This is a genomic window from Streptomyces sp. NPDC001980 (assembly GCF_040296885.1).
GTDB lineage: Bacteria > Actinomycetota > Actinomycetes > Streptomycetales > Streptomycetaceae > Streptomyces.
The window spans coordinates 158,899-185,604 of the sequence record NZ_JBEOYD010000002.1 but is presented as its reverse complement, the minus strand read 5'-3'; the positions used below and the strand labels follow the sequence as shown (position 1 = coordinate 185,604).

Here is a 26,706-nt window from a genome sequence, read left to right as displayed (position 1 = left end):
TTCCCCCCACCACCTGGCACCTCTCCTCGCTCACCCAACCCTCAGGCACAGGCGGTCATGATCATGAACCACGGGTACACCCGCAGAACCACCCTCGCGCTCGGCGGCGGCACGCTGGCCGCGGCTCTCCTCTCCGGGTGCGGCGGCACGGCGACGACGGCCGGCAAGAGCAACGGCAAGCCCGTCAGCGGCGGTTCCCTCACCATCGGCCTCGACGCCGAGCCGACCACGGGCTTCGACCCGCAGGTGGCGCAGGCGTACAACGACCAGCAGATCATCTCCCAGTTCTACGAGGGTCTGCTCAGCCTGGACGACAAGGGCCAGGTCCAGCCCGGCCTCGCCAAGAGCTACCGGCAGGTCGACGCCACCACCCACCGCTTCACCCTCCGCGACGGCGTGACCTTCCACGACGGCAGCAAACTCACCACCGACGACGTCGTCTTCAGCCTGGAACGGCTGATGGACCCCACCATCAAGTCGCCGTTCACCCAGCAGTACAAGATCAAGAAGGTCACCGCGGTGGACGCCACCACCGTGGAGGTCAAGCTCAGCGCCCCGCAGCCGTCCCTCTACCACTTCCTGGCCCGCCCCTGGAGCGGCGCCATCATGAGCAAGAACTGGACGACGGCCCACACCGAGGACCAGATCAAGACGGCGGAGAACGGCACCGGGCCCTTCAAGCTCACGAAGTGGACCAAGGGCGTCTCCATCCAGCTCGCCGCCCACACCGGCTACTGGCAGAAGCCCAAGCCCTACCTCTCCTCCGTCACCTACCGCCTCATCCCCGACGAGACCTCGCGGGTGGCCTCCCTGCGCTCGGGCGCCGTCCAGCTGATGGCCTTCCGCGACCTGCGGCTGGTGGACGACCTCAAGAAGACGGCCGGCATCACCGAGGCCAACGGGCCGCTCGTCTCCAGCGTCTGGATCAACATGAACACGCTGAGCGGGCCCCTCGCCGACAAGCGGGTACGGCAGGCGTTCAACCTCGCCGTCGACCGCCAGGCACTGATCAAGACCCTCGGCGGCGGCGACTCCGCGACCCTCGGCTATGTCATCCCGCCCCAGGACCCGTACGGCACCACCCCGACCTCCGCCGACTCCGTGTACGGGCAGAACCAGGCCAAGGCCAGGGAACTGCTCCGGGCCGCCGGCCAGACCAAGGTCAGCCTCGAACTGGTCGCGCCCAGCGACCCGGCCTACGGCCCCGACATCTCCGCCATGGAGCTGATGAAGGCCCAGCTGGCCCAGGTCGGCATCACCCTCAACCTCAAGCTGATCCCGTTCGCCACGGTCGTCCCGCGCGTGCTGTCCGGCGACTACAGCAACATGATCATGATGACGAGCGTGCTCAACGCCGACCCCAGCCAGTACCTCAGCCTCTGGTTCGCCAAGGGCAGCCCGGCCACCAAGATCAAGGACCAGCACCTGTGGGACCGGATGGCGGCCGCTGCGGCGGAGAGTGACGACGGCAAGCGGGTCACCCTCTACCACCAGCTCGCCCAGTACATCGCCGACCAGTGCTACCTGATGGTGCCCTACGCCAAGGCGGTACGCGGCGAGGCCTGGACCGACAAGGTGGGCGGCTACCGGCCGGACGCCACGGCCACCCGTCTCGAACTCAAGAGCACCTGGCTGGCCTCGTGACGGCCGGTGCGCCGACCACCGCGGCGGCCGCCACCGCGGCCGGCGCCGGGGGCCGGGTCCTCGACATCTCCGGGCTGCGCATCGGCTTCGGCGGCTCGGAGGTCGTCTCCGGCGTGGACCTGCGCGTCGAACGCGGTGAGGTGGTCGGCCTGATCGGCGAGAGCGGCTGCGGCAAGTCCAGCGTCGCCCTCGCCGCGATGGGCCTGCTCGGTCCCGGCGCCTCGGTCGGCGCCGACCGTCTGGAGGCCTGCGGCACCGACCTGCTGAGCAGCGGGCCCCGCGCTCTCGAAAGCCTGCGCGGCGACCGGGTGGCCATGGTCTTCCAGGAGCCCATGACCTCGCTCAATCCGTGCATGCGGATCGGCGCCCAGGTGGCCGAGGTGCTGCGGATCCACGGCCGGGCGAACCGGCAGGAGGCCCGGGACCGGGCCGTGGAGCTGCTGCGCGCGGTGGAGATCCCCTCGCCGGAGCGCAGGGCACGGCAGTTCCCGCACGAACTCTCCGGCGGTATGCGACAGCGCGTCGTCATCGCCATCGCGATGGCGGGCGACCCCCAGCTGCTGCTGGCCGACGAACCGACGACCGCGCTGGACGTCACCGTGCAGGCCGAGATCCTGCACCTGCTGCGGTCGCTGCAACAGGAGCACGGCATGGGCATGTTGCTCATCTCGCACGACCTCGGTGTCATCACCGCCATGTGCGACCGGGTGCAGGTGATGTACGCCGGCCAGGTCGTCGAGTCCGGTACGACCGGCCAGGTGCTGACCGCGCCCCGGCACCCGTACACCCGCGCGCTGCTCGCGGCGGTGCCGCGGATGCGGGACGGCGACGGCAACCGGCTCACCGCGATCCGCGGCCAGCTCACGGACGACGATCGCCGCCGCCCCGGCTGCCGCTTCGCGTCCCGCTGCCCGAGCGTCGCGGAGGCCTGCGCCGCCCCGCAGCCGCTGCGCGAGGTCGGCGCCGGGCGGACGTCGCGCTGCTGGCGCGAGCCGGAGAAAGAGACGACGACGAAGGGTGACGGCGATGAATGAGACGCCGGTCGAGGTGAGGACGGACGGCGACACCAGGCCGCCGCTGCTGGAACTCGCGGGGGTCGGCCACACCTTTGGGCACGGGCCCGGCCGTTCGGGCGTCCGCGCGGTGGACGACGTCTCGCTCACCCTGGGCCGCGGCGAGACCGTGGGCCTGGTCGGCGAGTCCGGCTGCGGCAAGAGCACCCTCGGCCGGATCGCGACCCGGCTGTACCGGCCCACCCGGGGGGCCGTGCGGTTCGAGGGCCGGGACATGACCCACCGGCCGGACGGCACCGACCTCAAGGCCTTTCGCCGTGCGGTGCAGATGGTGTTCCAGGACCCCAACAGCTCGCTCAACCCCCGGCTGCCCGTGGGCGCGAGCATCGAGGAGCCGCTGCGGGCACGGCGGGTGCCGCGCGCCGACCGGCGGGACCGGCTCGCGCGGGTGCTGGAGGAGGTCGGTCTGGACCGTACGGCCGCCGTCCGCTACCCGCACGAGTTCTCCGGCGGCCAGCGCCAACGCCTCGCCCTCGCCCGTGCGCTGGCTCCGCAGCCCGCCGTGATCGTCCTCGACGAGCCGACCTCCGCCCTGGACGTCTCCATCCAGGCGCAGATCCTCAACCTCCTCCAGGACATCCAGCAACAGGACCGCATCGCCTACCTGTTCATCTCGCACAACCTCGGCGTGGTCCGCCACCTCAGCAGCCGGGTCGCCGTGATGTACCTCGGCTCGATCGTCGAACTCGCCCCGTCGCGGAGGCTGTTCGAGGCCCCGCAGCACCCCTACTCCCGGGCGCTGCTGTCCTCCGTCCTGGAACCGGGCGACGGCTCCGGCACGGGCGGGCGGATCGAGCTGAAGGGCGAACTGCCGTCACCGACGGACGTCCCGTCCGGCTGCCCCTTCTCCTCCCGCTGCTGGCTCGCCGACGACCGCTGCCGTGCCGAGCGGCCCGCGCTCGTCGAGCAGGCCCCCGGCCACCTGACGGCCTGTCACAAGCCGGGCGAGGCCGGGTGATCGGACGCCAGCGCCCGCAGCAGCGCCGCCACGAAGCCCGGGACGTCGTCCGTCACCATGTGATGGTCGGCGTCGGGCACCTCCACGACCGGGATACCGGCCCGCCGCACCCCGTCCTCGCCCGGATACGGCCGACTGCGGGCACCGACGATCAGGACGCGCGGCTGCGGCAGGCCGTGGAACAGCTCCGCCACTCCCGGAGTCGTGCCCCGCACCAGGCCGACGGCGCTGCGGTGCACGATCGCCGGATCCGCCGTCCGCATGCGGGCCGCGTACTCGGGTGCCAGACCGGCCAGCAGGGCCCGGAAGCCATGGCCGACGAAGTCCCGCTCCGGCTGGGCGGCGACGGCGCGGCTGTAGAGCCCCCCGCCGGCCAGCAGGTTGGGCTCGGCCACGACCACCCGTGAACACAACTCCGGCCGCCGGGCGGCCAGTACGATCGCCACCGCGCCGCCCATCGAGTGCCCGACGAGCACCGCGCCCCGGACCGCACAGTGGTCGAGGACGGCCGCGACGGTCTCCGCATGCGCCTCCAGCGTGCCCGGGAACGCCTCCGGGCGGTCGCTGTAGCCGTGCCCGAACAGGTCGACGAGGATCGCCCGCCGCCCGGCCAGACCCGGATGCGTGGCGACGCCCGGGAAGTCCGCGGAGCCGGCGGACCCCAGCCCGTGCAGGTACACATGCGGGGCGCCCTCGCCCGGGATGTCGGTCCAGCGCACCTGAGCACCGGCCGAGGGAACGTACAGGGAGCGCATCACTGCTCCTGCGCCCTGGCGAAGCCGTCCAGGCCGCCGAAGCCGCTGTACGGGGACACCGCGGTCTCCGGCGCCTGCTGGGTCTCCTGCGGGTGCCGCAGCGGTACGACTCCCACGCAGTGGCCGTCCCGGTCCAGCAGCCGCCCCATGTGCTTGACCGTGCTGAGGACCACCGAACGGTCGTCGATCCGGAGCCGCGGCAGCCGCCGTGCGAGGTGGACCTCGAAGGTGTGCACATCGGCGAGCGTGCGCAGCCAGACGTCGATCACCAGGTTGTGCGGGCCGGCGGTGATCGCGCAGGACCGGACCTCCCGTACGCCGGACAGGACCCGGCCGGTCTCCTCCAGATACTGGGCGGGCACGGACGCGAAGTACACGGCGGACAACGGCCAACCGGACAGCGGCCTGGCCAGGTCACAGCGCAGGCTCACCCGGGAGGCGAGCAGCGACTGGAGCCGGCGGCGCACCGTCGTGGCTCCGCCGCCGGTGGCATCCGCGAGGTCGCAGATCGACATCCGGCCGTCGGTGCTGAGCAGTTCCAGCAGCTGTGCGTCCAGCGGATCCCAGACCGGCACGGTGGTCGCCCGCTGATCCTGCGGGACGTCCGAGAGGCGGCCGGTCTCCAGGCGGGCGCACTGCGCGTCGTCCAGTTCGCGCAGGCGCCAGCGACTGCCCTCGGTGGGCACGCCGGTCGAGACGTGTGTGCGGGTCGCCCGGACCCCCGGCGTCCGCTGGAACAGCTGGGTGGTGAGGTGGGCGAGTTCGTTGAGGTCCGTGGCCTGCACGGTGGCCATCAGATCGCGGCCGCCCGCGGTGAGTTTGACGTTCGCCACCGAGTGCTCCGCGGCGAGGGCCTGGGCCACCTCCTGTGCCCGGCCGGGCTCGGTGTCGACCTCGATGATGCCGGTCACCACGATGCGGTAGTCGGACAGCCGGGGATAGGCGGTCACCCAGGCCAGGCCCGCGTCCCGCAGCCGCCGCCAACGCCGGGCCGCCGTCACCGGGTTGACCGCCAGCACGTCACCCACCAGCGTCCACGGGGCCCGCGGATGGACCTGGAGCGCGTGCACGACACGGAGGTCCAGCTCGTCAAGGCCTTCCGCGGTGGAATCCTGCGCTTTCCGGACCGGCGTATTCCTGCGTGTCTCCGTGGAATCCCCACGCGAAGCTGCACCACGGCACGAGGCGCTCTTGTTCATTCCACACTCCATTTCGCCTGTTCCTGATATCGAGGAGTGCTGCGATCTCCATGACCGAAGCCACGACGTACCAGACCTCCAGGACCGCACTGCGGGTCGAGAACGCCCGCCTCGTCGACGGCACCGGCGCCCTCCCGGTGGACAACGCCGTCGTGGTCGCCGACGCGGCCGGAGTCCTCACCTACGCCGGTCCCGCCGCCCTGGCCCCGCCGGCCGGCGGGCACGCCTCGGCGCTGCGCGTCATCGACGCCGGGGGCCGTACCGTGCTCCCCGGCTTCTTCGACTGCCACACCCACCTGGCCTACGCGTACGGTTCGCCGCCCGGCCGCCGTGCCGAGCTCGACCCGGTCCTGGTCACCTACGACACCGCCACCCGGCTGCGGCAGACGCTCGACGCGGGCATCACCACCGCCCGCGACCTGGGCGGCCTCTCCACCGGCTACCGGACCGCCGTCGAGACCGGCCGCATCCCCGGCCCCCGGCTGCACACGGCCGTACGGATCATCAGTCACACCGGCGGCCATGCGGACTTCCGGCTGCTCGACGGCACCGACCTCACCGGTGGCGAGATGGCCGAACTCGCCGACACCGTGGACGAGTCGCGGCTCGCCGTGCGCAGAACGCTGCGCGCCGGCGCGGACCTGATCAAGATCTGCGCCACCGGTGGCATGGCCAGCCCCTACGACCAGCCCGAGGACGAGGGCCTGCTGGAGGAGGAGATCCGCGCGGTCGTGGACGAGTGCCGGCGCCACGGCGGCAAGCCGGTCGCCGCCCACGCCCAGGGCACCGCGGGCATCCTCAACGCGATCCGCGGCGGGGTCACCAGCATCGAGCACGGCTACGGCCTGGACGCCCAGGCGCTGGAGATGGCGGGCGAACGGGGCGTCTTCATCGTGCCGACGCTGTCGACGGTCTTCGGCGGAATCGACAAGGACGCGATGCCGGAGCACCACTACCGCAAGAAGGTCCGCTGGTCGGGCGTCACCAAGGAGAACATCGCCCGCGCCATCGAGCAGGGCGCCCGGATCGCGCTCGGCACCGACGCCGCCGTCTGCCCGCACGGCCGGAACCTGAAAGAACTCGGCCACCTCGTGGACCTCGGCATGGACCCCATGGCCGCGATCGTCGCGGGCACCCGCACCTCGGCCGAACTCCTGGGCCTGGCCGACCGCCTCGGCACGCTCACGGCGGGCAAGACCGCCGACCTGGTCCTGTGCGACGGCGACCCGCTCGCGGACATCGGCGTACTCGGGGATCCCGCGAACATCGTGTGCGTGGTCCAGGACGGCGTCGTGCGCAAGGACCTCCTGCCCACGGCCGAACCCGCCGGAACGACCGGAGCGAGCGCTACGGAGGCCCGCTGAGTTCCGCCACCGTATCCGAAAGTCACTCATGCCGGGAGCATAGGGACGACCCGAGCATCGCCGAACCGCTCCGTTCCGTTGAGCAGACCCCCCACCGGCGAGCCGCGGACGCGCAGAGGAGCGCGGGTCATCGAGCCACTCACGATGATGCAGGGCCCGCGGCTGACCGCCGCGGGCCGTTGGGGCGGCCGTGTCACCCCGGACCACCTGGAGCGTTTCGAGGACGGCTACGCGGCCGCGGCCGTGTGCGCGGCGGGTGTGCTGTCGCAGCGGGAGGGGCCGACGCGTCGAGGTCGAGCTGATCGAGCGGTCCGCCTTCTACCAGTAGGCGGCACGCGATGAGCGGGGGCGGTACCGGACCGGTACCGCCCCCGCTCCGTCCTCTCAGCCAGTGGCCGGAAGCGCCGTGCGCGGCCGGGCCGGGAACCCGGCCGCCCGGTAGCACTCGTCGATGAGACGCATGGTGGTGAGCGCGTCCTCCGCGTCCAGGAGCAACGGTGCACCGTCCCGCAAGTGGGCCGCGAAGGCCTCCAGTTGGAAGGTGTACGACGACCTGCGGCCGAGCTCCTCGGTGCGCTCGCCGGCGGCCGTGCGCACCACCACCCGGTCGTCCAGGTGGGGTTGCACGAAGTTCATCGCCGTGGCCTCGCCGCGCGTGCCCACCACACGGCAGCTCATCTGCCACGTGTCGTACGCCATATGGCAGTTGGCGGTGCCGGTGACCCCGCCCGGGAACTCCAGGTCGGCGTACAGCCACTCGTCGACCCCTGCGGCCCCTGCCCTCCCCCAGACTTCGTCCGGAGGGACCCCCATCTCGCTTCGCTCGCCACCGCGCGCGGCGACCAGCCGGGGCGCACCGCCGGCCCAGGGGGCAAGCATCCGCAGCGCGTGCAGGCTGTAGCACCCGAGGTCCATCAGCGCGCCGCCGGCCAGCGGCAGTGACCAGCGCACGTCGCTGTCGGGCGGCGCCGGCATGGCGACCATGGCCTCGACGTGCCGGAGGTCGCCCAGCTCCCCGCTGTCCAGCAGTTCGTGCAGGCGTCGGGTGACCGGGTGGAAGAGGTAGTGGAACCCCTCCATGAACACGGTGCCGGCCTTGGCCGCGGCCTCGCCGACCTCGGCCGCCTCCCCGGCGTTGCTCGCCGACGGCTTCTCGGTGAGGACGTGCTTGCCGGCCTGGAGCGCGACCAGGTTCCACGGCGCGTGCAGGCCGTTGGCCAGCGGGTTGTAGACGACTTCGACCTCCGGGTCCGCTATGAGGTCGGCGTACGAGCTCGCCACCCGCTCCACGCCGTGCGCGGCGGCGAAGGTCTCGGCTCGGCCCCGGTCGCGGGCGGCCACCGCGACCAAGCGGTGGCCGCCCGCACGAGCGGGCCCGACGATCGAGAGTTCGGCTATCCGCGCGGCGCCGAGGACCCCGATCCGCAGTGGTCCGTGCGTCATGCCTTCCCCACCTCGTCGAGCCGCACGGGCCGGTGCTCGTGCAGCGAGAGGGTGCACGCCTCCGCGATCCAGCCGGCAGCCGCGGCCACCGGGCCGGTGACCACCAGGGAACTCACCGCGTCCAGCCCGGCGAGGGTCTCCGCATGGAAGGCGCCGATCCGGCCCAGTCCCATGATTCCTCTGCGCATGCGGCTCTCCTTTCCTTCAGCTCAAGGGAGCGGCTCAGTCCTGGCCGCCGAAGACGGTCTGGTCCCAGTCGATGACGGATCCGGTCACCACGCCGCTGCGGTCGGAGAGCAGGAAGACGACCAAGTCGGCGATCTCGTCGACCTGTCCGAGCTTGCCCATGGGCTGGGCCGCGGCGGCCTTCTCCCGCCAGTCGTCGCCCGCGCCGTGGAAGGCACGCTGGGTCGCGTCCTCGCCCTCGGTGTCCGTCCAGCCGATGTTGAGACCGTTGATCCGGATCTTGTCCCAGCGGTGGGCGTGGGCCGCATTGCGGGTCAGCCCGGCCAGTCCCGCCTTGGCCGCGGAGTACGCCGCCAGGAACGGCGGGCCGCCGTGGGCGCAGTTGGAGATGATGTTGACGATGGTGCCCGGCGCCTTGCGGGCCTTCATGTCGGCCACCGCCGCCTGCATCGAGAAGAACGGCGCCCGCAGATTGATCGCCATGTGCTGGTCGAACAGCTCGGGTGTGGTGTCCAGGAGCGAGCCGCGCGACGTCAGCCCGGCCGCGTTGACCAGGCAGTCGATCCGGCCGTACACCTCCACGGCGTGTACGACGGAGTCGCGCGCCTGCGCCGGGTCGGCGAGGTCGGCCCGTACGAAGCGGGCCCTCGTGTCCGCGGCGAGCTTCTCGCCCACCTCGGCCCGGCGGCCGGTGAAGACGACCAGCGCGCCCTCCCGTACGGCCGCCCGCACGATGCCGGCGCCGACGCCCTGGCTGCCGCCATTGACGAGGACGACCTTGTCCTCCAGCAGTCCCATGAGTTGCGGTGTTCCTTTCAGCCGTGCCGGCGCTTGGCGCCGGCCTGCAGTTCGTGCCCCAGCCGGTCGGGGGTCCAACCCTCGTCGACGGCCTGCCAGAGGGTGTCCGCCTGGGAAGGCGGGGCGAGACCGTCGACCGGCGGGTCGAGGTCCAGGTTCGTGGGGAAGGGGTAGCCCTCGGCGGTGGCGGCGACCACGCGGCGCAGCCAGTCCTGCGAGACACCCCCGGCCTTGCGGCCCAGCAGCACCGGGAACAGGGCGTTCGCCATCGCCTCGCGGTCCACCGTCTCCATCGCGCGCCCGAAGGCGGAGGAGATCTGCAGCAGGTTGGCCATGCGGCGGATGCCGGTGGAGCGGTTGTGCCCGGCGGCGTGGAAGAGCGCGGGGTTGAAGAAGGCCGCGTCGCCCTTGTCCAGGGGGAGCTGGACGTGGTGGGCGTCGAAGTACCCGACGAACTCGGGGAGTCGCCAGGCGAGGTAGCCGGGCTCGTACTTCTGCGAGTGCGGGAGGTAGAGCGTGGGGCCGGACTCGACGGGCATGTCGCAGTGGGCGACCGCGCCCTGGAGGGTCAGCACGGGTGACAGGCGGTGGACGTGCGCCGGGTAGGCGGCGGCCCGCTCCTGGGAGAGGAAGCCGAGGTGGTAGTCGCGGTGCACGCTCTGTGCGGCTCCGCCCGGGTTGACGACGTTGACCTGTGAGGTGACCTGGTAGGCGGGGCCCAGCCAGGCCTCGGCGATCAGCGCGATCATGTCGTTCGCGTAGTAGTCGGCGAACACCTCGGGCGCCCGTACGGCCATCTTGTCCAGGGCGTTCCACACGCGGTCGTTGGCGCCGGGCCTCGCGAAGTGGTCGCCGCGGGCGGTGCCGCTCGCGCGCTCCTCCTCGATCAGCGCGGTGAAGGCGTCGGTGGCCCGGTCGACGACGTCCGGGTCGGCGAACGCGCCCTTGAGGACGACGATGCCGGGGCCGTCGAGCAGCGCCCGGACCAGCTCGTCCTGCACCTCGCGGCGGCCGTCGGCGGTGGCCGTGAGGGTGCGGAGCCGGTCGCTGTCGTAGAGGGGCACGTTCTGCTCGACACGCTCCGCCGAGGGGTGGTCGGCGGCGTCCGTCTCCCGCTCGACGAGCGAGCGGAACGCGTCGAGATCGCAGTCGGCCTCGGTCAGCCAAGTCCGCGCTCCCGCGGCGGTGGGAGACATCTGGGGGTCCTTTCGCAGTCCGTCCATTTCTGCCAGTCTTGAGAACCAGAAGCCATCATTCAATGCTTGCCAATACATCAAAAGTCCATCAGAAGCTCTTGGGATCACTCATGAGGCACCCCTACCCGATCAGGGAAATCGCCCGTCAGGCAGGACTGAGCACGGCCACGGTCGACCGTGTACTCAATCAGCGGGGCAATGTGCGGGAAAGCACCGTGAGGGAGGTACAGGAAGCCATCAAGGACCTGGACCGCCAACAGGCCCAGGTCCGCATCGGCGGCCGCACCTTCATGATCGACATCGTGATGCAGACACCGGAGCGATTCTCCACCGCCGTACGCGAGGCACTGGAGGCCGAACTGCCCTCCCTGCACCCGGCCGTCGTGCGCTCCCGCTTCCACTTCCGCGAGACCTGCCCGCCGGCCGAGCTGATCGGCACCCTGGACAAGATCGCCAAGCGGGGTTCACAGGGCGTGATCCTCAAGGCTCCGGACGTTCCGGAGGTCGGAGCTGCCGTCGGGCGGCTGGTCGCGGCCGGCATCCCCGTCGTCACCCTGGTGACCGACCTGCCGCACAGCGCCCGCCTCGCCTACGTCGGCATCGACAACCGTGCGGCCGGCGCCACCGCCGCCTACCTGCTCGAACAGTGGCTCGGCGACCGACCGGGCAACGTGCTCACCACCGTCAGCCGGAGCTCCTTCCGCGGCGAGGAGGAGCGCGAGATGGGCTTCCGCAGCGCGATGCGGATCGCCGCCCCCCGACGATCTCTGGTGGAGGTCACGGACAGCGACGGCCTGGACGCCACCCAGTACGAACTGGTGCTCAATGCCCTCAAGCATGACGAGGACATCGTGGCCGTGTACTCCGTAGGCGGAGGCAATCACGCCACCCTGGAGGCCTTCGACGCGCTCGGGCGGGACTGCGCGGTCTTCATCGCCCACGACCTCGACCACGACAACACCCGCCTGCTGCGCGAACGCCGTCTGTCCGCGGTCCTCCACCACGACCTGCGCCAGGACCTGCGCCGCGCCTGCCAGATCATCATGCGGGCCCACAAGGCACTCCCCGAGGACGGCCCCGCTCTGCCCTCGGCGACACAGGTGGTCACACCGTTCAACATGCCGCCCGGGATCCCGGCCCTGCCGTCCGTCGACTGAACTCGTTGCCCGCGCCCGAGCGGAAGGCTGCGGGCATCCGGCGCGCCGATGCGACCGTGCTCGCGTACGGCTCCGTGATCGGCCCGGTCAGGCCGGCGCTCCCGATGTGCTGCGCCTCAGGATGGCGCCCGCGTCGACCTTCATCTGGAGGCCGGTCACGTACCGCGACTCGTCCGAGGCGAGGAACAGCACCGCATTGCTGATGTCGGACGGGTCCACGTACGGGATCGGCATGGGCTGCGTGGTGCGGAACGACTCCTCGGCGTCCTCCCGGCGCGGATTGTCCAGGTCGGGGCGGAAGATCCGGTACATGGGTCCGCTCTGGAGCATGTCCGTGTCGCAGTTGGTGGGGTGGACGGCGTTGACCCGGATCAGCCGCGGGGCCAGTTGCAGCGCCAGGTCGTGCACGAAGCGGGCCACCGCGCGCTTGGCATGGGAGTAACCGGAACCGCCGGGACCGCTCTCCGGGCTGTCGACGCTCCCGACCATCAGGCCCGCGGACGAGCCGATGCAGATCACGGACGCCCCGGAGCCGAGGTACGGATAGGCGGCCTCGACCGTGTTGACGACGCCGACGAGATTCACGGAGACCGCGTCCAGGAACCCCTGCGGGGGCACGTCCAGGCCCACCGGGGCGATCCCCGCGTTCGCCACCACTATGTCGAGGCGGCCGAGTTCGGCGACCGCGTCGCTGACGGCGGAGACGAGCCGGGAACGGTCGCGGACGTCGACCCGGCGGGTGACGATCCGGCGGCCGACTCCTTCGACGAGACGAGCGGTCTCGGCCAGGTCCTTTTCCGTGGAAAGGGGATAGTGCGCGGAGTCGATGTCCTCGCAGATGTCGATCGCGATGATGTCGGCGCCTTCCTCGGCCAGCCGCAGTGCGTGACTACGGCCCTGCCCACGCGCGGCACCGGTGATGAACGCAACCTTGCCCTCTACCCGCCCGGCCATGTCGGTCCTCCCTCGTGTGCGCGACGGACCCGGGCCGTGGTGGTCGGCAGTCGGCCCCGTCCTGTACAAGCGACGACGATAGCGCCATATCAGTGAACTATATATACTCTTGCATGGACAACTGAGCGCAGTCCCAAGGGCCTTGGCCCACGTGATGGACAGAGGCGGGATGCGGTATGCAGGTTGCGGACAACGCCGACCCGAGGATCAGCAAGGCCTTGGACCGGGCCCTGAACGCGGGCGAGAAGGGTGTACAGATCGCGGCCCTCCTCGACGGCGAGCTCATCGTGGACGCCTGGGCCGGTGAGACCGGGACCGGGCAGCCCGTCGACGGCGACACCCTGTTCCCGGTCTTCTCGGTGACCAAGGCCGTCACCGCGTCCGTGATCCACGTCTACGCACAGCGCGGCCTCATCGATCTGGATCGTCCGGTGGCAGACGTCTGGCCCGAGTACGCGGCGCACGGCAAGGGAGGTATCACCTTCGACCATGTGCTGAGCCACCGCTCCGGTGCGCCCACCATCGGGGCCGACACCACGCTCGATGAGCTGTGCGACTGGGACACCATGGCCGCCCGGGTCGCGGAGCAGTCACCGGTCGCCGAGCCCGGCACCCGAAACGCCTACAGTCCGTTCGCCTTCGGCTGGGTGCTGGGGGAAGCCGTGCGGCGCGTCGACCCGCGGCGGCGCCCCTTCCCGGACATCGTCCGCCACGAGGTGCTGCTCCCCCTCGGCATGGACGACTTCTTCCTCGGGCTGCCCGAGGACCAGCGGCATCGCGTCGCGACCCTGGTGGGCGACAGCGCCCCCACCACGAGCCCTGACGGGCTGCTGGAAGAGGCGTCACCGTCACACCTGCCGTTCGCTCCGTCCATGTTCAACCTGCCCCAGGTCCAGCGGGCGGGGTTGCCCTCCGCGGGCGGCATCGCCACGGCCCGGGCCACGGTGCGGCTCTTCGACGCCTACGCCGCCGCCCGGCGGCAGGACGGAGAACAGTTCTTCACGGGCGACACCCTGCGCCGCTGCCGCAGCCCCCGGCCGGCGGGCATCGACCACACCTACGGCTTCGGCATGCCGGTCGGGCACGGCGGCCTGTGGCACATCGCCCCCGGCGTGAGCGACGACAGCCCTGGCGGGGCCCTGACCGAGGGAGTGCTGTCCCACACCGGCGCGGGCGGCACGATCGCCTGGACCGAGCCCGAACTGGGCCTCTCCGTGGCCGTCCTGCACAACCGCATGTTCTTCGGCCCACAGCCCGTCGCCCCCTTCGGCGCCGTCGCGGACGCCGTGCACGCGATCGCCGCGGAACGGGACTGACCCGGCTCCGACGCCGGCTCCCCAGGTCTGCTGCTCGCCGAGTACGGGGTGCCTCCGGGCGTCACACAGCAGGCGCGGTACGCCGGGAGAGGGATCAAGTGCGGCACGGATGTCCTCCGGATCCTCGTCGCACCGGCCGTCGCATCAGTGGGTGCCCAGCGTGAAGGGAATGCCACGGTGCTGGAAGAAGTCGACGGAGGCGAAACAGCGCCCCGGCCGCCTCGTGTCAGCGAGCATGACCGCTCGCCGTGAGGCTTTCCCACGTGGCGCCTCATGCGCGTGGCGAGGTGGTCGACACGGCAGAGATCGGCGAGGAGCCTTCGCACAACGCGGCTTGCTCCAGTGGCACTCTCATCGTCGTCGGCAGGTAAGACGTCACCTCCGCCAGAAGGCGGACAAGCCTACGGCGGCAGCCGACGAGAAGACCGCTCTCTCTCCTTGGTGGTCAACCGCACGCTCAGCACCGCGCCATCGGCTTCGCCGCGGTCGGCGACCTCCTCGACGTCGTCCAACAGCTCACCGAGGAGATCAACACCCGCAAGGGCTGATCGCGTTCGCTCAGGCGTCCGCGGGCCCCTCAGCCAGCGTCGTGCGCACCGTGGCGGCGGTCGCCGAGGCCGTTGCGTGCCGCCTCGGCGCCAGCACGGTGACCGCGAGCAGGGCGCCTCCGAGCGCCAGGCCGACCATGAGCAGCAGCGCCCCGCGAATGCCCGGCTCGCCGTAGTGGACGCCTGCTGCGGAGACGGTCGACGAGCCCGCCATGACGGCGAACATGATGACGGGAACGACGCTGGCGAAGCCGCTCTGGCACACCTGGACGCTGCCGGCGATGGAGGCCTGTTCCTCCGGCGGCGTCTCCGCGATGACCATGTTCGGCACGGAGCCGTAGGCGAGCCCTGTCCCCAGACCGTCGCACACCGCGCCCGCCAGTACCTTCCACGGACTGTCGTGGCAGAAGACGAGGAAGACCCCGGCGGCCGCGATCAGCGTGAGACCGGCGACCATGCACCAGCGCGCTGCGAGACGCCGGACGGCACGGCTGACGGTCACTCCCCCGATCACCTGGGCGAAGGCCTGGGGTGAGGCGATGGCGGCGAAGGCGAACGCGGTCATGCCCAGGCCGTACGTCCCGCCGACGGAGGCGGGGGTGAGGGAGAGGATGGGGAGGATCGTGGCGGGCACCACCGTCGCGCCGTAGGCAGTCGCACCCGTGACGGCGGCCAGGAGGATCGGGCGCCGGGTGAACAGCGCGATGTCGAGGATGGGTTCCGCCGTTCTGCGGGCCCTGAGTACGAAGCCGGCGAGTGCCGCGAAGCCGACGGCGAACAGGCCGAGGACGGAGGCCGAGGTCCAGCCCCATCGCTGTCCCTGACTGACCGCCACCAGCACCAGGGCGACGCCGGCCCCGAGCAGCACGGCTCCCGCGTAGTCGGCACGCGCCGGGTGCCGCAACGGCGTCTCCTGCGTGGTCAGCCGGATCAGCGCGGCCAGAACGACCATCACGATCACATTGAAGGTGTACATGCCCCGGAAGCCGAACGTGTCGAGCAACCATCCGACCAGGAACGGCACTCCGACGCCGAAGGCCCCGATACCCGTCACCGAGATACTGGCGGCGAGGGGAAGCGTGCGTGACGGATACACGTCGCGGATCAGCGAGTAGGTGAGGAACATACCGGAGATGGCGAACCCCTCCAGGCACCGGCCGACCAGGAGGACTCCGAAGCTCGGCGCGACCGCGGAGACGGCCGCACCGGCTGTGGCCACGGTCAGGCCGGCGAGCAGCACCCGGCGTTTGCCGTGCAGGTCGGCCAGTTTGCCCAGGAGTGGGCTGACGACCGCGCCGGTGAGCATGTAGCAGGTGAGGAGCCAACCGCCTTGGTCGGTACGGAAGTGCCGGGTGACCGAGGGGAGCGCCGTCGACGTCATCGTGTAGCTCAGCGCGACCAGTTCCACCACCATCACCATGGCGATCGTCGACACGACGAGCCGCGGTGTCCAGCCCTGTCCGTCCTGGCTCGGCGTGTTCGCCGTGCGGGATTGGCGTAGCGTCATCGTCGCTCCCCGTGGGATCGGCTCTTTGACGCGACGCTATGGTCGTGATCCCACCCCAACAATCGGTCCTCCCGGTGGCCGGGCGACAAGGGGCGGCTGTCATGCTCTGGGGCGGTTGGGACAGCCTGCGGCGGGTCCGGAAGCGGGAAACGCCGAACGCGAGCAGCGCTCACGTGGTGGAGTCGGTCGCCGCAGCGGACCGGTCCCTTCACGGAGCACCGCTCGCGTCAAGGCTCGTCGCGTCCCGGTTTGCGGGCGGGCGCGGGCTACCAGGCGACGGGCAGCTCGTAGATGCCGTATGCCTGCGAGTCCTCCTTGAACTTCAGTTCCGACAGGTCGGCCGCCATCCGCAGCGTCGGGATCCGGCGGAACAGCGTGCTGAAGACCACGTGGAGTTCAATGCGGGCCAGCTGCTGGCCGATGCACTGGTGCGGACCCCAGCTGAACGCCATGTGATGGGCGACCTTGCGTACGAGATCGAGCTTCTCGGGCTCCGGGAACGCCTCCGGGTCCCAGTTGGCCGCCGCCAGGGACGCGATGACGCCCTCTCCCGCGCGGATGACCTCGCCGTCGATCTCGATGTCCTCGGCGACCGCACGCCGGGCGAGCAGGTGCGGGATCGTCAGATACCGCAGCAACTCCTCGACGGCGTTGGCCACGAACTTCGGATCGTCGCTGTGGTCCCGCAGGGCGGCGAGCTGATCGGGGTTCTCCAGGAGCAGGGCCGTACCCAGGGTGATCATGTTCGCGCTGGTGTCGTGGCCGGCGACGAGCAGGATGTGCCCGAGCGGGGCGGCCTCCGTCATGGACAGGTCGCCCGCCTTCACGCGCTCGGCGAGGTCGGAGAGGACGTCCTCACCGGGGTCGTCCATCTTGGCCTCGATGAGCCCGGAGATGTACGCGCGCAGCACCCTGGCGGTCTCGGCGCCCTCCTCGGGCGTCTGGAACCGTGCGTTGGTGACCCCGGCGTGGTGCTGGAAGAAGTCGTGGTCCTCGTAAGGCACACCGAGCAGCGCGCAGATCATGAGGGAGGGCAGGGGCAGCGACAGCGCCTCGTTCAGCTCCGTCGGGTTCGGGCCCGCGAGCATCTTGTCGATGAGGTCGTCGGTGATCCGCTGGATCTCCGGGCGCAGCTTCTCCATCCGGTGCCGGGTGAAGGAACTCGTCAGCATCCGGCGCCAGCGCTGGTGCTCGGGGCCGTCGGTGTTGTTGATCGAGGGTTGCATCTGGCCCGCGTGCGCCTTCATCCCCGCGGTGGTGTGCGGATACCCGGGGGCACCGATGTCGGCACTGAGCCGCGGATCGGCCAGCAGCTGCCGGGTCGCGGAGTGCGTCGTGGCCAGCCACGGGGTGGTGCCGTCCCAGGTCTCGACCCTGTGCACCGACCTGCCCGTGCCGTGCAACGCCCGCAGGCCCGGCGGCGGTGCGAACGGGCACTCCGCCGCCCGGGGCGAAGGGAACTTGGGGGTCTCCTCCGTCACGCCGGCACCGGTCACCTTCTCGGCCATGTCCGCACTCCTCTTCCTTGACCTCGTCGCCAGACGGCGCGGAACCGCGCGTTCGTCATGGCATCGACGGAGCTGCCCGCCTCGCACCCTGTGCCCGGTCGACGGCACTCCGGTGTGCACGCAGGGAATCATACTTCGACCGGTCGGTACAATCAATGCGATCCGCGCGAGCGAAAGCCGTTGCCGTACACCGAGAGGTCGGCGGTGTCCGGAATGCAGAGGCCGCGGCCCCGTGCGGGGCAGCGGCCTCTGCATTCCGGAGCTCCGAAGCCGGCGTCAGCCCATCCCGGCACCAGCGAGATCGAGGACGGCCTGATAGGCGAAAGCGAGGCTGCTGCCGATCGGGGTCCCGGCGCCCGGGTACACCCGTCCCGACATGGCCGCCGCCGTGTTCCCCGCAGCGTAGAGACCGGCGATCGCGCCGCCGTCGGGGCGCAGGACGCGCGCGTTCTCGTCCGTCTTGAGACCGCCCTTGGTCCCGATGTCGGAGAGGACGATGGTCGCGGCGTAGAACGGCGCCGTGTCGAGGGGCGGGAGCAACGGATGGGCGAAGTCCGGTGACGCCGGCGCCGGATAGTTCATCACGGGCCCGGCCGGGAAGCCCACGATGTGCTGGTACATCTGGTCCCATGGGGTCTCGCCCCGGTGGAACCGCTCGTCCACACCGGCAGCGGAGGAGGCGTTGTACTCCTCGACGGTTTTCCTCAGAGCCTCGTACGGCACCCCGATCAGCTCCGCCAGTTCCTCCAGGGTGTCCGCCTTCTTCAGCGCGCCCGACTCCAGCCACGCCGGGTCCGGCGACCGGCCGGGGTCCCCGCCGATGCTGTCGCGGTCGAGCTGACGCTGGTCGAACACCCAGTGGCAGGGGATGTGGGAGACGCCGGTGGTCGAGTGCAGACGGACCAGTTCGTGGCCGGCCTGGTCGTAGGGGCGGGTCTCGTTCACGAAGCGCTCGCCCGCGCCGTTGACCCAGATACCGCCGCGGGTTCCCGTGTGGAACACCGGCAGTCCGTCCGGCTGGACGAGACCCGGTACGAACCATGCCTCGTCGAGGAGGTCGGTGGCAGCGCCCACCGCGATGCCGGCCTGGAGGGCGTCGCCGGTGTTGCCGGGGCAGCCGTTCGACCACGTACCGTCCAGCGGCACCGCGTGGTACTTCTTGCGGAGTTCCCCGTTGCGTTCGAAGCCTCCGGCGGCGAGCAGCACTCCGCGCTCGGCGCGGAAGGTGGTCCGCTCACCCCCGCTCGTCGCCGTGACACCGACGACCCTTTCGTCCTCCAACAGCAGGCTCTCCAGACGGGTGTTGACCCGCAGCTCCCCGTTGCCGGTCTCCAGGAAGGCCGTCAGGGCCCGGCCGATGAGTGCCCGGCCGCCGGTGAACACCGCGGGGCGCTCTGCCCCCCAGCGTTCGGTGGGTATCGAGTCCCTGACCAGCTCGGCTCGTTCGCCCAGATCGGCTGCGGCTATGTCCGGCGGGAAGATGGTCCGCCCGGCGGGTGAGGAGCCCGGTACCCCCGCGAAGTAGTCGGGCACGGGTCCGTAGACGAACGACTGGAACCAGGAGTTCTGCTCCAGCTCGTCGATCAGCTTCCGGCCGGCGTCCAGATAGGCGTCCTGCAGATGCTCCCTGGTGTCGTCCGCCACCACACCGCGCAGATAGGTCCTGGCGTCCTCGCTTCCCTCGTCGACGCCGGCCCGCAGCAGCGGCGCCGAACCCGGGTACCAGAGCCCCGCACCGGAGTAGGCGGTCGTTCCGCCGACGCGGTCCGTCTTCTCGATCACGAGCGTGCGCAGGCCTCGCGACGCCGCGAGATAGGCCCCGACCAGACCACCTCCTCCCGATCCCACGACGACGACGTCGTAGCTGTCCCCACTGGCCATCACTGTCCTCCTCGTCTCAGGCGCTCGCGCCCGGCACACTTGCGCCGAGGACGACGTCCTGGAGATTCGGCGCCCGTCCCTGGCCGAGCGCCCCCAAACGCCCGCCCGGCTCTGCACGCGCCGTTCTGCGGCTCGCATGCCGCGCGCAGTGGCTCCCGATCAGCCGGAGCCGACGAGACAGCCCACCTCCGGCCGGGCGACCGCGTCATCAGTGTGTTGTCGGCCTCAGGCACGTAGGTGGCGCGATTCCGGTGACCGGTACGGAATGTGCGGGACGCGGTGGCGTCAGCGGTTGGTCCGGCCGAGGTCCACCGGCAGTTGGATGCCGCTGACGTGACGTGCCTCGTCCGAGGCGATCCAGGCAACGGCGGCTGCGATGTCCTCGGCCTGGCTGACGCCGTCGGGGAGGACGCCCTGGAAGAAGGCGCTCAGTTGCGGGTCCTTCTCCAGGATCGGTCGGATCCCGGGGACGAGTTTGGTGTCGACCCCGTGCGGATGCACGGAGTTCACCCGGATCCGGTGGTCCCCCAGTTCGTTCGCCAGGGTCTTGGCCAGTCCGGTGACCCCGTGCTTGGCCGCCACGTAGTCGGCGAGCAGCGGCAGCCCGCGCAGTCCGGCGACCGAGCTGGTGAAGACGATCGCGCCGCCGGTCCCCTGCTCGATCATCAGCGGGACGGCGGCCTTCACGGTGTGGAAGGCTCCGGTGAGGTTGATGTCGAGCGTCGCGTTCCAGTGGTCCAGCTCGATCTCCCAGGTGCGGGCGAACGTCGTCATACCGGCGTTGGCCACCACGACGTCCAGGCGCCCGAGTTCGCGGACGCTCTCCTCCAGAGCTGCCCGTACGGCGGGGAAGTCGCGCACGTCGGCCTTGTGGGTCAGGATGCGCCGGCCGAGCTTCTCGACGAGCCGGGCGGTTTCGGCGAGGTCCTCGGGGGTCGCCCCCGGATACGTCGTGGTGGGCAGGTCCTCGCAGATGTCCAGCGCGATGATGTCCGCGCCCTCCGCGGCGAACCGCACCGCCTCGGCCCGTCCCTGCCCGCGGGCCGCCCCGGTGATGAAGACGACCTTGCCCTGGAAGCGGTGCGCGTTCGGCGCGCTCGGCACGGGTGCCTCGGGAACGGTGCCGGTCATCGTGTGCTCCTCTCGTCCATGGCGGGCTGCGCGACGGTGTCCTCGGGGCTCGGCTTCGGCGCGGGCGTGAGGCTCAGCTCGTCGAACTCACCCCGGTGCCGCCATTCCTCCAGCATGGTGAAGTACGCCGTGGAGGTGCCCGGGTAGTTGACGTTCTTCCGGGGGCGGCCGTCGGGATCCCCCTCGTTGTTCCAGCGGCCGGGCGTGCAGTCCTTCAGGAAGCCGCCCGCGCCGAGGAGCGCTAGCCCGGAGCCCTCCGTCACCTGCCGGACGTACGCCTCCTCGCCCTGCCCGGTGACGTCCGCGATCACTCCCCGCCGCTCGAACTCGGCGACGAGGAAGGCGACATGCTGCGCGGTCTCGTCCAGGGTGTGGCAGAAGTTCACCGCGGCGGTGCCCTGCGTGTAGTTCGGCGGCAGGAGGAAGAAGTTGGGGAAGCCGCTCGACATCACGCCGTGCAGGGTCTCCGGACCGTTCTCCCACTTCCGGGAGAGGGTGAGGCCGTCGCGACCGGTGACGTCGAATCCCACCCGGTCGACGTAGGCGGAGTCCTGGTCGAAGCCGGTCGCCAGGATGATGCAGTCGAGCGGGTACTCGACCTCGCCGACCACGACTCCCCGCGGGGTGATCCGCCGGACGCCCTCGCCCTGGGTGTCGACCAGTTCGACGTTCGGCCGGTTGAAGGCCGGCAGGTACTCGTCGTGGAAGCAGGGACGTTTGCACTGGTAGCGGTAGTAGGGCTTGAGCGCCTCCGCGGTCGCCGGATCCCGCACCACCTCGTCGATCCTGGCCCGGATGTGCTCCATGTGCTCCAGGTCGGTCAACTCACGCTGCTCCGCGAGCTCCTGGGGACTCAGGGCGCCGTACTCGTCGCCGCTGAGCATCGCGTGGTAGAAGACGGTCCAGCCGTCCCCCACCAGGTCCTCGGTGATGCGCTCGCCGTTGGTGACCGCGGTGAAGTTCGCCCGCCGCCGCTTCTGCCAGCCCGGCTCCAGGGAGCGCGCCCACGCGTAGTCCGTCTCCCTGTTGTCCCGGACGGCGACCGTGGAGGGGGTCCGCTGGAACACGTAGAGCTTCTGGGCCGATTCGGCGAGCGGGGCCACGATCTGGACCGCGGTGGCGCCGGTGCCGATGACGCCGACCTTCTTGTCACCGAGTCCGGTGAGAGGGCTGGAGCTGTCGCCGCCGGTGTAGTCGTAGTCCCATCGCGAGGTGTGGAACAGCTTGCCCTCGAAGCCGTCGATGCCTTCGATGGCCGGCAGCTTGAGCGAGGTGAACGAGCCGTGGGCCACCACCACATACCGCGCCTGGAACTCGTCGCCGCGATCGGTGCGCACACTCCATCTGGCGCTCCGCTCCTGCCACTTCAGCCCCGTCACCGAGGTGTGGAAGAGCGCGTGGTCGAACAGCTTGAAGTGCCTGGCCAGCCGCTGGGCGTGGGCGAGGATCTCGGGGCCGTACGAGTAGCGGCGCCGGGGTATGTAGGCCAGTTCCTCCAGCATCGGCAGATAGACGTACGACTCGACGTCGCACATCGCGCCCGGATACCGGTTCCAGTACCAGACGCCGCCGACGTCTCCGCCCTTCTCGACGATGCGGATGCGCTCGACTCCGGCCTTGCGCAGATGTGCCGCCGCGAGCAGACCGCCGAATCCTCCTCCCACCACCATGGCGTCGACCGTGTCGTGCCGCGGCTCGCGCGGCACGACATCGGTGAAGGGGTCCACCACCAGCTTCTCGCGCCCTGAGAGGTCCAGGATCTCCCGGCGCGAGGGGTCCAGGCGCTTGTCCCGCTCGGCTCGGTACTTGGCGCGCGCCCGATCGAGATCCGTGGGCGCGGCCGAGGTGTGCGTCATCCCTGTTTCTCCGTCCTGGGGCCTCCGACCAATGGGGCGATTTTAGAAGAACAGTTAAATGATGTGAAGGTATCTGACACTTGAATCAGCTAACTCAATGCTACAATTCATAGGCTCAGCTGAGCAGCGCACGACGCTTGCGGGAGGATCGGCGCACATGACTGAGTTCGGCATGCCCTGGCTCGGTGCGGAGGTCGGCCCGGAGGCCGAGGCCGCGGGCGTCGCGGCCTTCTGCACCGGCGAGTTCGCGGACCATGACGCCTATGTCACGGTCGCCGGGATGGTCGCATCGACCCGCAGGGCTCTCGTCGGCCCGGCGATCGCGTACGGGTTCTCGCGTACGCCGTTCGCCCACGCGACGGCGATCCGTGACCTGTGGAAGCAGGCACCCGGACGCGTCTTCGCGGGCCTGGGCTCGGGGGCGTTCGCCATCAACCGCGACTGGTGCGGTGTGGCCGCGGACCGCCCCGTGGCGCGGATGACCGAGCTGGTGACGGCCGTACGAGCGTGGCTGCACGCCGAGAACGGTCAACGCATCGGCTTCGAAGGCGACTTCTACCGGATCGACGCGCGGGTGAAGGCCCCGGTACTGGGCCGGATCGACGTACCGATCCTGCTGGCCGGGTTCCAGCGCGGGATGGCGACCGCCGCCGGCCGCACGGCCGACGGGATCATCGGCCACGGGCTCTTCACGGACGACTGGTGGGACGGCGTCGTCCGTCCGGCCGTCGAGACCGGCGCGCGAGAGAGCGGAGGCGACCGGCGCCCGCTGGAGCACGGCTGGCTGCTGACCGCGATCGACGACGACGATCCCGAGCGTGCCGTCACCGACATGCGCCGGATGATCGCCTTCTACCTGACCGTACGCACCTACGACGCGTTCGCCGCACACCACGGCTGGACCTCCCAGGTCGAGAAGATCAGGGAGGCGTTCGCCGACGGACGGTTCGACGACATGGCGCGGGCCGTGACGGACGACATGGTCGACGCCATCGCGCTGTGCGGAAGCACCGCGGACGCGGCGGCCGCCCTCCGCCGGCGCCGGGCATCGATCGCCCGGGACGTCGCCTACTTCGCGCCACCGTCGTTCATGGTCGGCGAGCGCCGCCGGCAGGCCTACGCACGGTCGAGTCTGGCGCTGATGGAAACCCTCGACGCCGCCGAAGTGCCCTGAGAGGGATGCCCCACAAACACCCGGCACGCTCACCCCATGACAGAGGAGACCGGTCATGCCGCAAGCCCAGGACGTCGTCAACGAAGTGCTCGAACTGCTGGAACCGATGGTCGCTCCCGACGGCGGTTCCATCCGGCTCGCGGAGTTCGCTCCCGAGCAGTCCCGTCTGACGGTCGACTACTCCCGGGGCCACAACGACGCCTGCGCCACGTGCGTGCTCGACGGCGAGTCGCTCAAGGCGTTCATCGAGGAGGGACTCCAGACCCGCGGCATCGAACTGGCCGAGGTCACCGTGCGCGAACCGGACCCGGCCGGCTGAGGCCGCTCCCTCAGCCGGCCACACAACGGAGCGGGCGGCGGGTCCTGGGACTCGCCGCCCGCTCCGCGTTCACTCGACCGCCGCTACCAGCCGACGAGCCGGTCCAGTACCAGCGAAGTGGTGGAGAAGTAGTCGCCGTAGCCGCCGCGGAAGAACAGCAGCGGTGTCTTGGCCGACTCGGCGCGCAGGGCGTGGACCCGCCCCACGGCCAGACAGTGGTCGCCGATCTCGACGACCTCCGCGAGCTCGCAGTCGATCCAGGCGACCACGCCGTCGAGCACGGGGTTTCCCAACGGCGAGAGCCGCCAGGGAACGCCGTCGAAGCGGTCGGCACTCCTGGTCGCCATCGACCGGCACAGGACCTCCTGGTCGGCCGCCAGTGCGTTGACGCAGTAGCGGCCGGCCGCCCGGATCTTGGGGAACGTCCCGGAGGAGCGGTCCGCCAGGAAGGCCACCAGCGGCGGATCGAGGGAGACCGACGTGAAGGATCCGACGATCATCCCCTCGGGCCGTCCGCCGGGCGTTCCCGCCGTGATGGCCACCACGCTCGTGGGGAAGTTTCCCAGCACGTGGCGGAAGTGGGCCTTGTCGTGCGGGGAGTCCGGCAGACCGGGGGAAGAGGCGCTGGTTCCGCTCTCACTCTGCATGTGTTCTCTCCTCCTCGCCCACGGCACCGGAGTTCAGATCAGCACCCGCAGCTGCGGAGGCAGTTCGAGACCCATCTGGGCCAGGGAGTTGGCGTGGTAGGCCGCGCCCGGGACATGGATCATGTGGGCCAGGCCGACATGCGCGTCCCGCCAGTAGCGCTGCAACGGGTTGTCACGCCGGATGACGTTGCCCCCGGACCGCGCGAAGATCTCGTCGAGGGCCGACACCGCCCGCCAGGCGCACCGCACCTGGTTGCGCCGGACCCTGGAGCGCTCCTCGACGGACACCGGCTCTCCGGCCGCGACCTGCTCGTACACCCGGCTGATCCCGTCGATCAGCTGCACACGGGAGGCGGCGATCTCCGCGGCGGCCTCGCCCGCCGAGTAGAGCACGTACGGGTCGTCGCGCACCTGCACACCGGTCACCGCGACCCGGTCGCGCTGCTGGGCCAGGTGGACGTCCAGGGCTCCCTCGCAGATGCCGATGACGGCCGAGGTGATCCCGAGCGGGAACATGGAGGTGAACGGCAGCCGGTAGAGGGCTTCGGTGACGCCGTTGCCCACCGCCGCCTCCCCGGCCGACACCTCGTCCTGGTTGACGGTGCGGTAGGCGGGGATGAACGCGCCGTCGACGACGACGTCCTTGCTGCCGGTGCCGGACAGTCCGATGACGTCCCAGGTGTCGTCGACGATCTCGTACGACGACCTGGGCAGGATCACGTGCAGGACGCTCGGCGGTGAGGCCGGCCTGCCCTTGCCGTCCCCGACGAGCGCGCCGAGGAACACCCAGTCGCAGTGGTCGGTCCCCGACGAGAAGGGCCAGCGCCCGGAGAGGACGTAGCCGCCGTCCACCGGCTCGGCGATCCCGTTCGGCATGTAGGGGGAAGCGATCCAGGTGTCCTGGTTCTCGCCCCAGATCTCCTGGGCGACCCGCGGGTCCATCTGGGCGACTTCCCAGGGGTGGACTCCCACGACCCCGCACACCCAGCCGGCGGCACCGTCGTGCCGGGCCACGGCCATCACGGCTTCGGCGAAGTCGCGGGGGTGGGCCGCGTAGCCGCCGAACTTGGCCGGCTGGAGCAGGCGCAGCACACCGGCGGAGCGCAGGAGACCGACCGTCTCGTCGCTCAGCCTGCCCAGCTTCTCGTTCTCGACGGCCAGTTCGGCCAGCTTGGGACCGTACTGCTCTACTCTCTCGACGACTTCATGCGCCATGCCCCGCACCTTCCGCTTCCGCTGTCTTCCGGGTGAGGAACTCCAGCACCACTCGTTCGAACTCGGTCTTGCGCTCCACCTGCACCCAGTGCCCGCAGCGGGCGAAGGTGTGCAGCTCGACCTCCGGCAGCCACCGGGTGGCGAAGTGCGCCTGGTCGTAGGGGAGCATGCGGTCGTCGCGCCCCCACAGCAGCAGGGTCGGGGTGGTGAAGGACGCCGCCTTGGTCCACAGGGGCGTGTACTTCTGCCGCAGTGCGGGATGGAACATCGACCCGATGATCTTCCGGGTCTTGTCGATCACGCCCTCCTCAAGGGCGTTGTGCATACGCTCGTCGATGAGTTCGTCGGTGATCCTGCCGTGGTCGCTGACCATGGTCCTGACCCAGGCGATCATGCGCTCCCGGGTGGGATCGTCCAGGAACTCGAAGAGCCGTACGAAACCCTCGCTCGGCTCGGCGGCGAACAGCCCCACGGAGAGCCCGCCCGATCCCATGAGAGCCAGCCGGCGGACCCGTTCCGGATACAGGGCGGCGAGCTCCGCCGCGACCGCGCCGCCCATGGAATTGCCGACGAACACCGCGGACTCGATGCCCAGTTCGTCCATGAGGCCGGCGATCCGGCGTGCGGCGGCCACCGGATAGACCTCGGTGAGTTCCGGCAGGTCGCTGCCGCCGAACCCCGGGAGGTCGGGTGCGATCGTGCGGAAGTGCTCGGCGAAGACGGGCAGGTTGTGGCGGAAGTTCGACCAGGCGCTGACGCCGGGGCCCGACCCGTGCAGCAGGAACAGCGGCTCGCCCTCACCCGCCTCGTGGCAGGCGATGGTGAGTCCGTCCACGTCGTGGGTGACCCTGGTCGACTCGAAGGTGAGTGCGGTCAT

The 26,706-nt window shown here is 70.7% G+C and carries 22 protein-coding genes and 1 pseudogene; 8 read left to right on the top strand and 15 right to left on the bottom strand.

Annotated elements, in window-relative coordinates; translation table 11 throughout:
* Positions 1 to 57: 57 nt before the first annotated feature.
* The 3 genes from ABT137_RS03230 to ABT137_RS03220 are packed head-to-tail and all read left to right on the top strand — an operon-like array spanning position 58 to position 3,675.
* Complete coding sequence (locus tag ABT137_RS03230; RefSeq protein ID WP_351701586.1) at positions 58 to 1,644, top strand: ABC transporter substrate-binding protein; 1,587 nt, start codon at positions 58 to 60, stop codon at positions 1,642 to 1,644.
* Entirely contained in the window at positions 1,641 to 2,678 is a 1,038-nt protein-coding gene (locus tag ABT137_RS03225) for an ABC transporter ATP-binding protein (protein ID WP_351701584.1), read from the top strand. Before ABT137_RS03230 ends, ABT137_RS03225 begins: the two co-directional genes overlap by 4 nt.
* Positions 2,671 to 3,675, top strand: coding sequence for an ABC transporter ATP-binding protein (locus tag ABT137_RS03220; RefSeq protein WP_351701581.1), 1,005 nt, complete (start codon positions 2,671 to 2,673; stop codon positions 3,673 to 3,675). The genes ABT137_RS03225 and ABT137_RS03220 overlap by 8 nt, the downstream gene beginning before the upstream one ends.
* Here ABT137_RS03220 and ABT137_RS03215 read toward each other — a convergent pair.
* Both ABT137_RS03215 and ABT137_RS03210 read right to left on the bottom strand, forming a co-directional pair.
* Positions 3,651 to 4,430: an alpha/beta fold hydrolase gene (locus ABT137_RS03215; protein ID WP_351701578.1), complete on the bottom strand. Its 780-nt coding sequence runs from the start codon at positions 4,428 to 4,430 to the stop codon at positions 3,651 to 3,653. The two genes, ABT137_RS03220 and ABT137_RS03215, sit on opposite strands and share 25 nt — an antisense overlap.
* Entirely contained in the window at positions 4,430 to 5,641 is a 1,212-nt protein-coding gene (locus tag ABT137_RS03210; RefSeq protein ID WP_502984466.1) for an Lrp/AsnC family transcriptional regulator, read from the bottom strand. The genes ABT137_RS03215 and ABT137_RS03210 overlap by 1 nt, the downstream gene beginning before the upstream one ends.
* Before the next feature lie 38 nt (positions 5,642 to 5,679).
* Here ABT137_RS03210 and ABT137_RS03205 point away from each other — a divergent pair, with 38 nt between their 5' ends.
* Positions 5,680 to 6,993, top strand: a complete 1,314-nt coding sequence (locus ABT137_RS03205) for a metal-dependent hydrolase family protein (protein ID WP_351701573.1) — start codon at positions 5,680 to 5,682, stop codon at positions 6,991 to 6,993.
* A 384-nt stretch (positions 6,994 to 7,377) separates the two neighbouring features.
* Here the strand turns inward: ABT137_RS03205 and ABT137_RS03200 are convergent, their stop codons facing one another.
* The 4 genes and pseudogenes from ABT137_RS03200 to ABT137_RS03185 form a co-directional block, all read right to left on the bottom strand.
* Positions 7,378 to 8,436, bottom strand: a complete 1,059-nt coding sequence (locus ABT137_RS03200) for a Gfo/Idh/MocA family protein (protein ID WP_351701570.1) — start codon at positions 8,434 to 8,436, stop codon at positions 7,378 to 7,380.
* A gap of 59 nt (positions 8,437 to 8,495) precedes the next feature.
* A pseudogene (locus ABT137_RS03195) lies at positions 8,496 to 8,624 on the bottom strand (dehydrogenase); the annotation flags it as partial.
* 34 nt (positions 8,625 to 8,658) lie between these two features.
* Positions 8,659 to 9,420: an SDR family oxidoreductase gene (locus ABT137_RS03190; RefSeq protein WP_351701567.1), complete on the bottom strand. Its 762-nt coding sequence runs from the start codon at positions 9,418 to 9,420 to the stop codon at positions 8,659 to 8,661.
* Between the two features lie 17 nt (positions 9,421 to 9,437).
* Positions 9,438 to 10,616 carry a phytanoyl-CoA dioxygenase family protein gene (locus tag ABT137_RS03185; protein WP_351701564.1) on the bottom strand — a complete coding sequence of 393 codons (1,179 nt, stop codon included), beginning with the start codon at positions 10,614 to 10,616 and terminating at the stop codon, positions 9,438 to 9,440.
* 110 nt (positions 10,617 to 10,726) lie between these two features.
* Between ABT137_RS03185 and ABT137_RS03180 the strand changes: the two genes are divergently transcribed.
* Positions 10,727 to 11,773 carry a LacI family DNA-binding transcriptional regulator gene (locus ABT137_RS03180; RefSeq protein ID WP_351701561.1) on the top strand — a complete coding sequence of 349 codons (1,047 nt, stop codon included), beginning with the start codon at positions 10,727 to 10,729 and terminating at the stop codon, positions 11,771 to 11,773.
* A gap of 87 nt (positions 11,774 to 11,860) precedes the next feature.
* Here ABT137_RS03180 and ABT137_RS03175 read toward each other — a convergent pair whose 3' ends face one another.
* The gene (locus ABT137_RS03175) at positions 11,861 to 12,727 is read right to left on the bottom strand and encodes a mycofactocin-coupled SDR family oxidoreductase (RefSeq protein WP_351701558.1); all 867 of its coding nucleotides are present in this window, start codon (positions 12,725 to 12,727) and stop codon (positions 11,861 to 11,863) included.
* A gap of 176 nt (positions 12,728 to 12,903) precedes the next feature.
* On the opposite strand from ABT137_RS03175, the gene ABT137_RS03170 reads away from it, so the two are divergent.
* Entirely contained in the window at positions 12,904 to 14,043 is a 1,140-nt protein-coding gene (locus ABT137_RS03170; protein ID WP_351701555.1) for a serine hydrolase domain-containing protein, read from the top strand.
* Between the two features lie 558 nt (positions 14,044 to 14,601).
* Here the strand turns inward: ABT137_RS03170 and ABT137_RS03165 are convergent.
* The 5 genes from ABT137_RS03165 to ABT137_RS03145 all read right to left on the bottom strand — a co-directional run bounded on the left by ABT137_RS03165 (position 14,602) and on the right by ABT137_RS03145 (position 22,474).
* Positions 14,602 to 16,098, bottom strand: a complete 1,497-nt coding sequence (locus tag ABT137_RS03165; RefSeq protein WP_351701552.1) for an MFS transporter — start codon at positions 16,096 to 16,098, stop codon at positions 14,602 to 14,604.
* 266 nt (positions 16,099 to 16,364) lie between these two features.
* On the bottom strand, positions 16,365 to 17,606 hold the full coding sequence (locus ABT137_RS03160; RefSeq protein WP_351701549.1) for a cytochrome P450: 1,242 nt from the start codon (positions 17,604 to 17,606) through the stop codon (positions 16,365 to 16,367).
* Positions 17,607 to 17,882: 276 nt separating this feature from the next.
* Positions 17,883 to 19,487 (bottom strand): FAD-dependent oxidoreductase, encoded by a 1,605-nt coding sequence (locus tag ABT137_RS03155; protein WP_351701546.1) that lies wholly within the window; start codon positions 19,485 to 19,487, stop codon positions 17,883 to 17,885.
* A gap of 285 nt (positions 19,488 to 19,772) precedes the next feature.
* Positions 19,773 to 20,618: a mycofactocin-coupled SDR family oxidoreductase gene (locus ABT137_RS03150; protein WP_351701543.1), complete on the bottom strand. Its 846-nt coding sequence runs from the start codon at positions 20,616 to 20,618 to the stop codon at positions 19,773 to 19,775.
* Positions 20,615 to 22,474, bottom strand: a complete 1,860-nt coding sequence (locus ABT137_RS03145) for a flavin-containing monooxygenase (RefSeq protein WP_351701540.1) — start codon at positions 22,472 to 22,474, stop codon at positions 20,615 to 20,617. Before ABT137_RS03145 ends, ABT137_RS03150 begins: the two co-directional genes overlap by 4 nt.
* 157 nt (positions 22,475 to 22,631) lie before the next feature.
* Here ABT137_RS03145 and ABT137_RS03140 point away from each other — a divergent pair, with 157 nt between their 5' ends.
* Both ABT137_RS03140 and ABT137_RS03135 read left to right on the top strand, forming a co-directional pair.
* Positions 22,632 to 23,648 (top strand): LLM class flavin-dependent oxidoreductase, encoded by a 1,017-nt coding sequence (locus ABT137_RS03140; RefSeq protein ID WP_351701537.1) that lies wholly within the window; start codon positions 22,632 to 22,634, stop codon positions 23,646 to 23,648.
* 55 nt (positions 23,649 to 23,703) lie between these two features.
* Positions 23,704 to 23,967 (top strand): NifU family protein, encoded by a 264-nt coding sequence (locus tag ABT137_RS03135; RefSeq protein WP_089103754.1) that lies wholly within the window; start codon positions 23,704 to 23,706, stop codon positions 23,965 to 23,967.
* 83 nt (positions 23,968 to 24,050) lie between these two features.
* Here ABT137_RS03135 and ABT137_RS03130 read toward each other — a convergent pair whose 3' ends face one another.
* Genes ABT137_RS03130 through ABT137_RS03120 form a run of 3 tightly spaced genes read right to left on the bottom strand, consistent with a single transcriptional unit; the run spans position 24,051 to position 26,706 of the window.
* Positions 24,051 to 24,614 (bottom strand): flavin reductase family protein, encoded by a 564-nt coding sequence (locus tag ABT137_RS03130; RefSeq protein ID WP_351701534.1) that lies wholly within the window; start codon positions 24,612 to 24,614, stop codon positions 24,051 to 24,053.
* 33 nt (positions 24,615 to 24,647) lie between these two features.
* Entirely contained in the window at positions 24,648 to 25,829 is a 1,182-nt protein-coding gene (locus ABT137_RS03125) for an acyl-CoA dehydrogenase family protein (RefSeq protein ID WP_351701531.1), read from the bottom strand.
* Entirely contained in the window at positions 25,819 to 26,706 is an 888-nt protein-coding gene (locus ABT137_RS03120; protein WP_351701528.1) for an alpha/beta fold hydrolase, read from the bottom strand. The genes ABT137_RS03125 and ABT137_RS03120 overlap by 11 nt, the downstream gene beginning before the upstream one ends.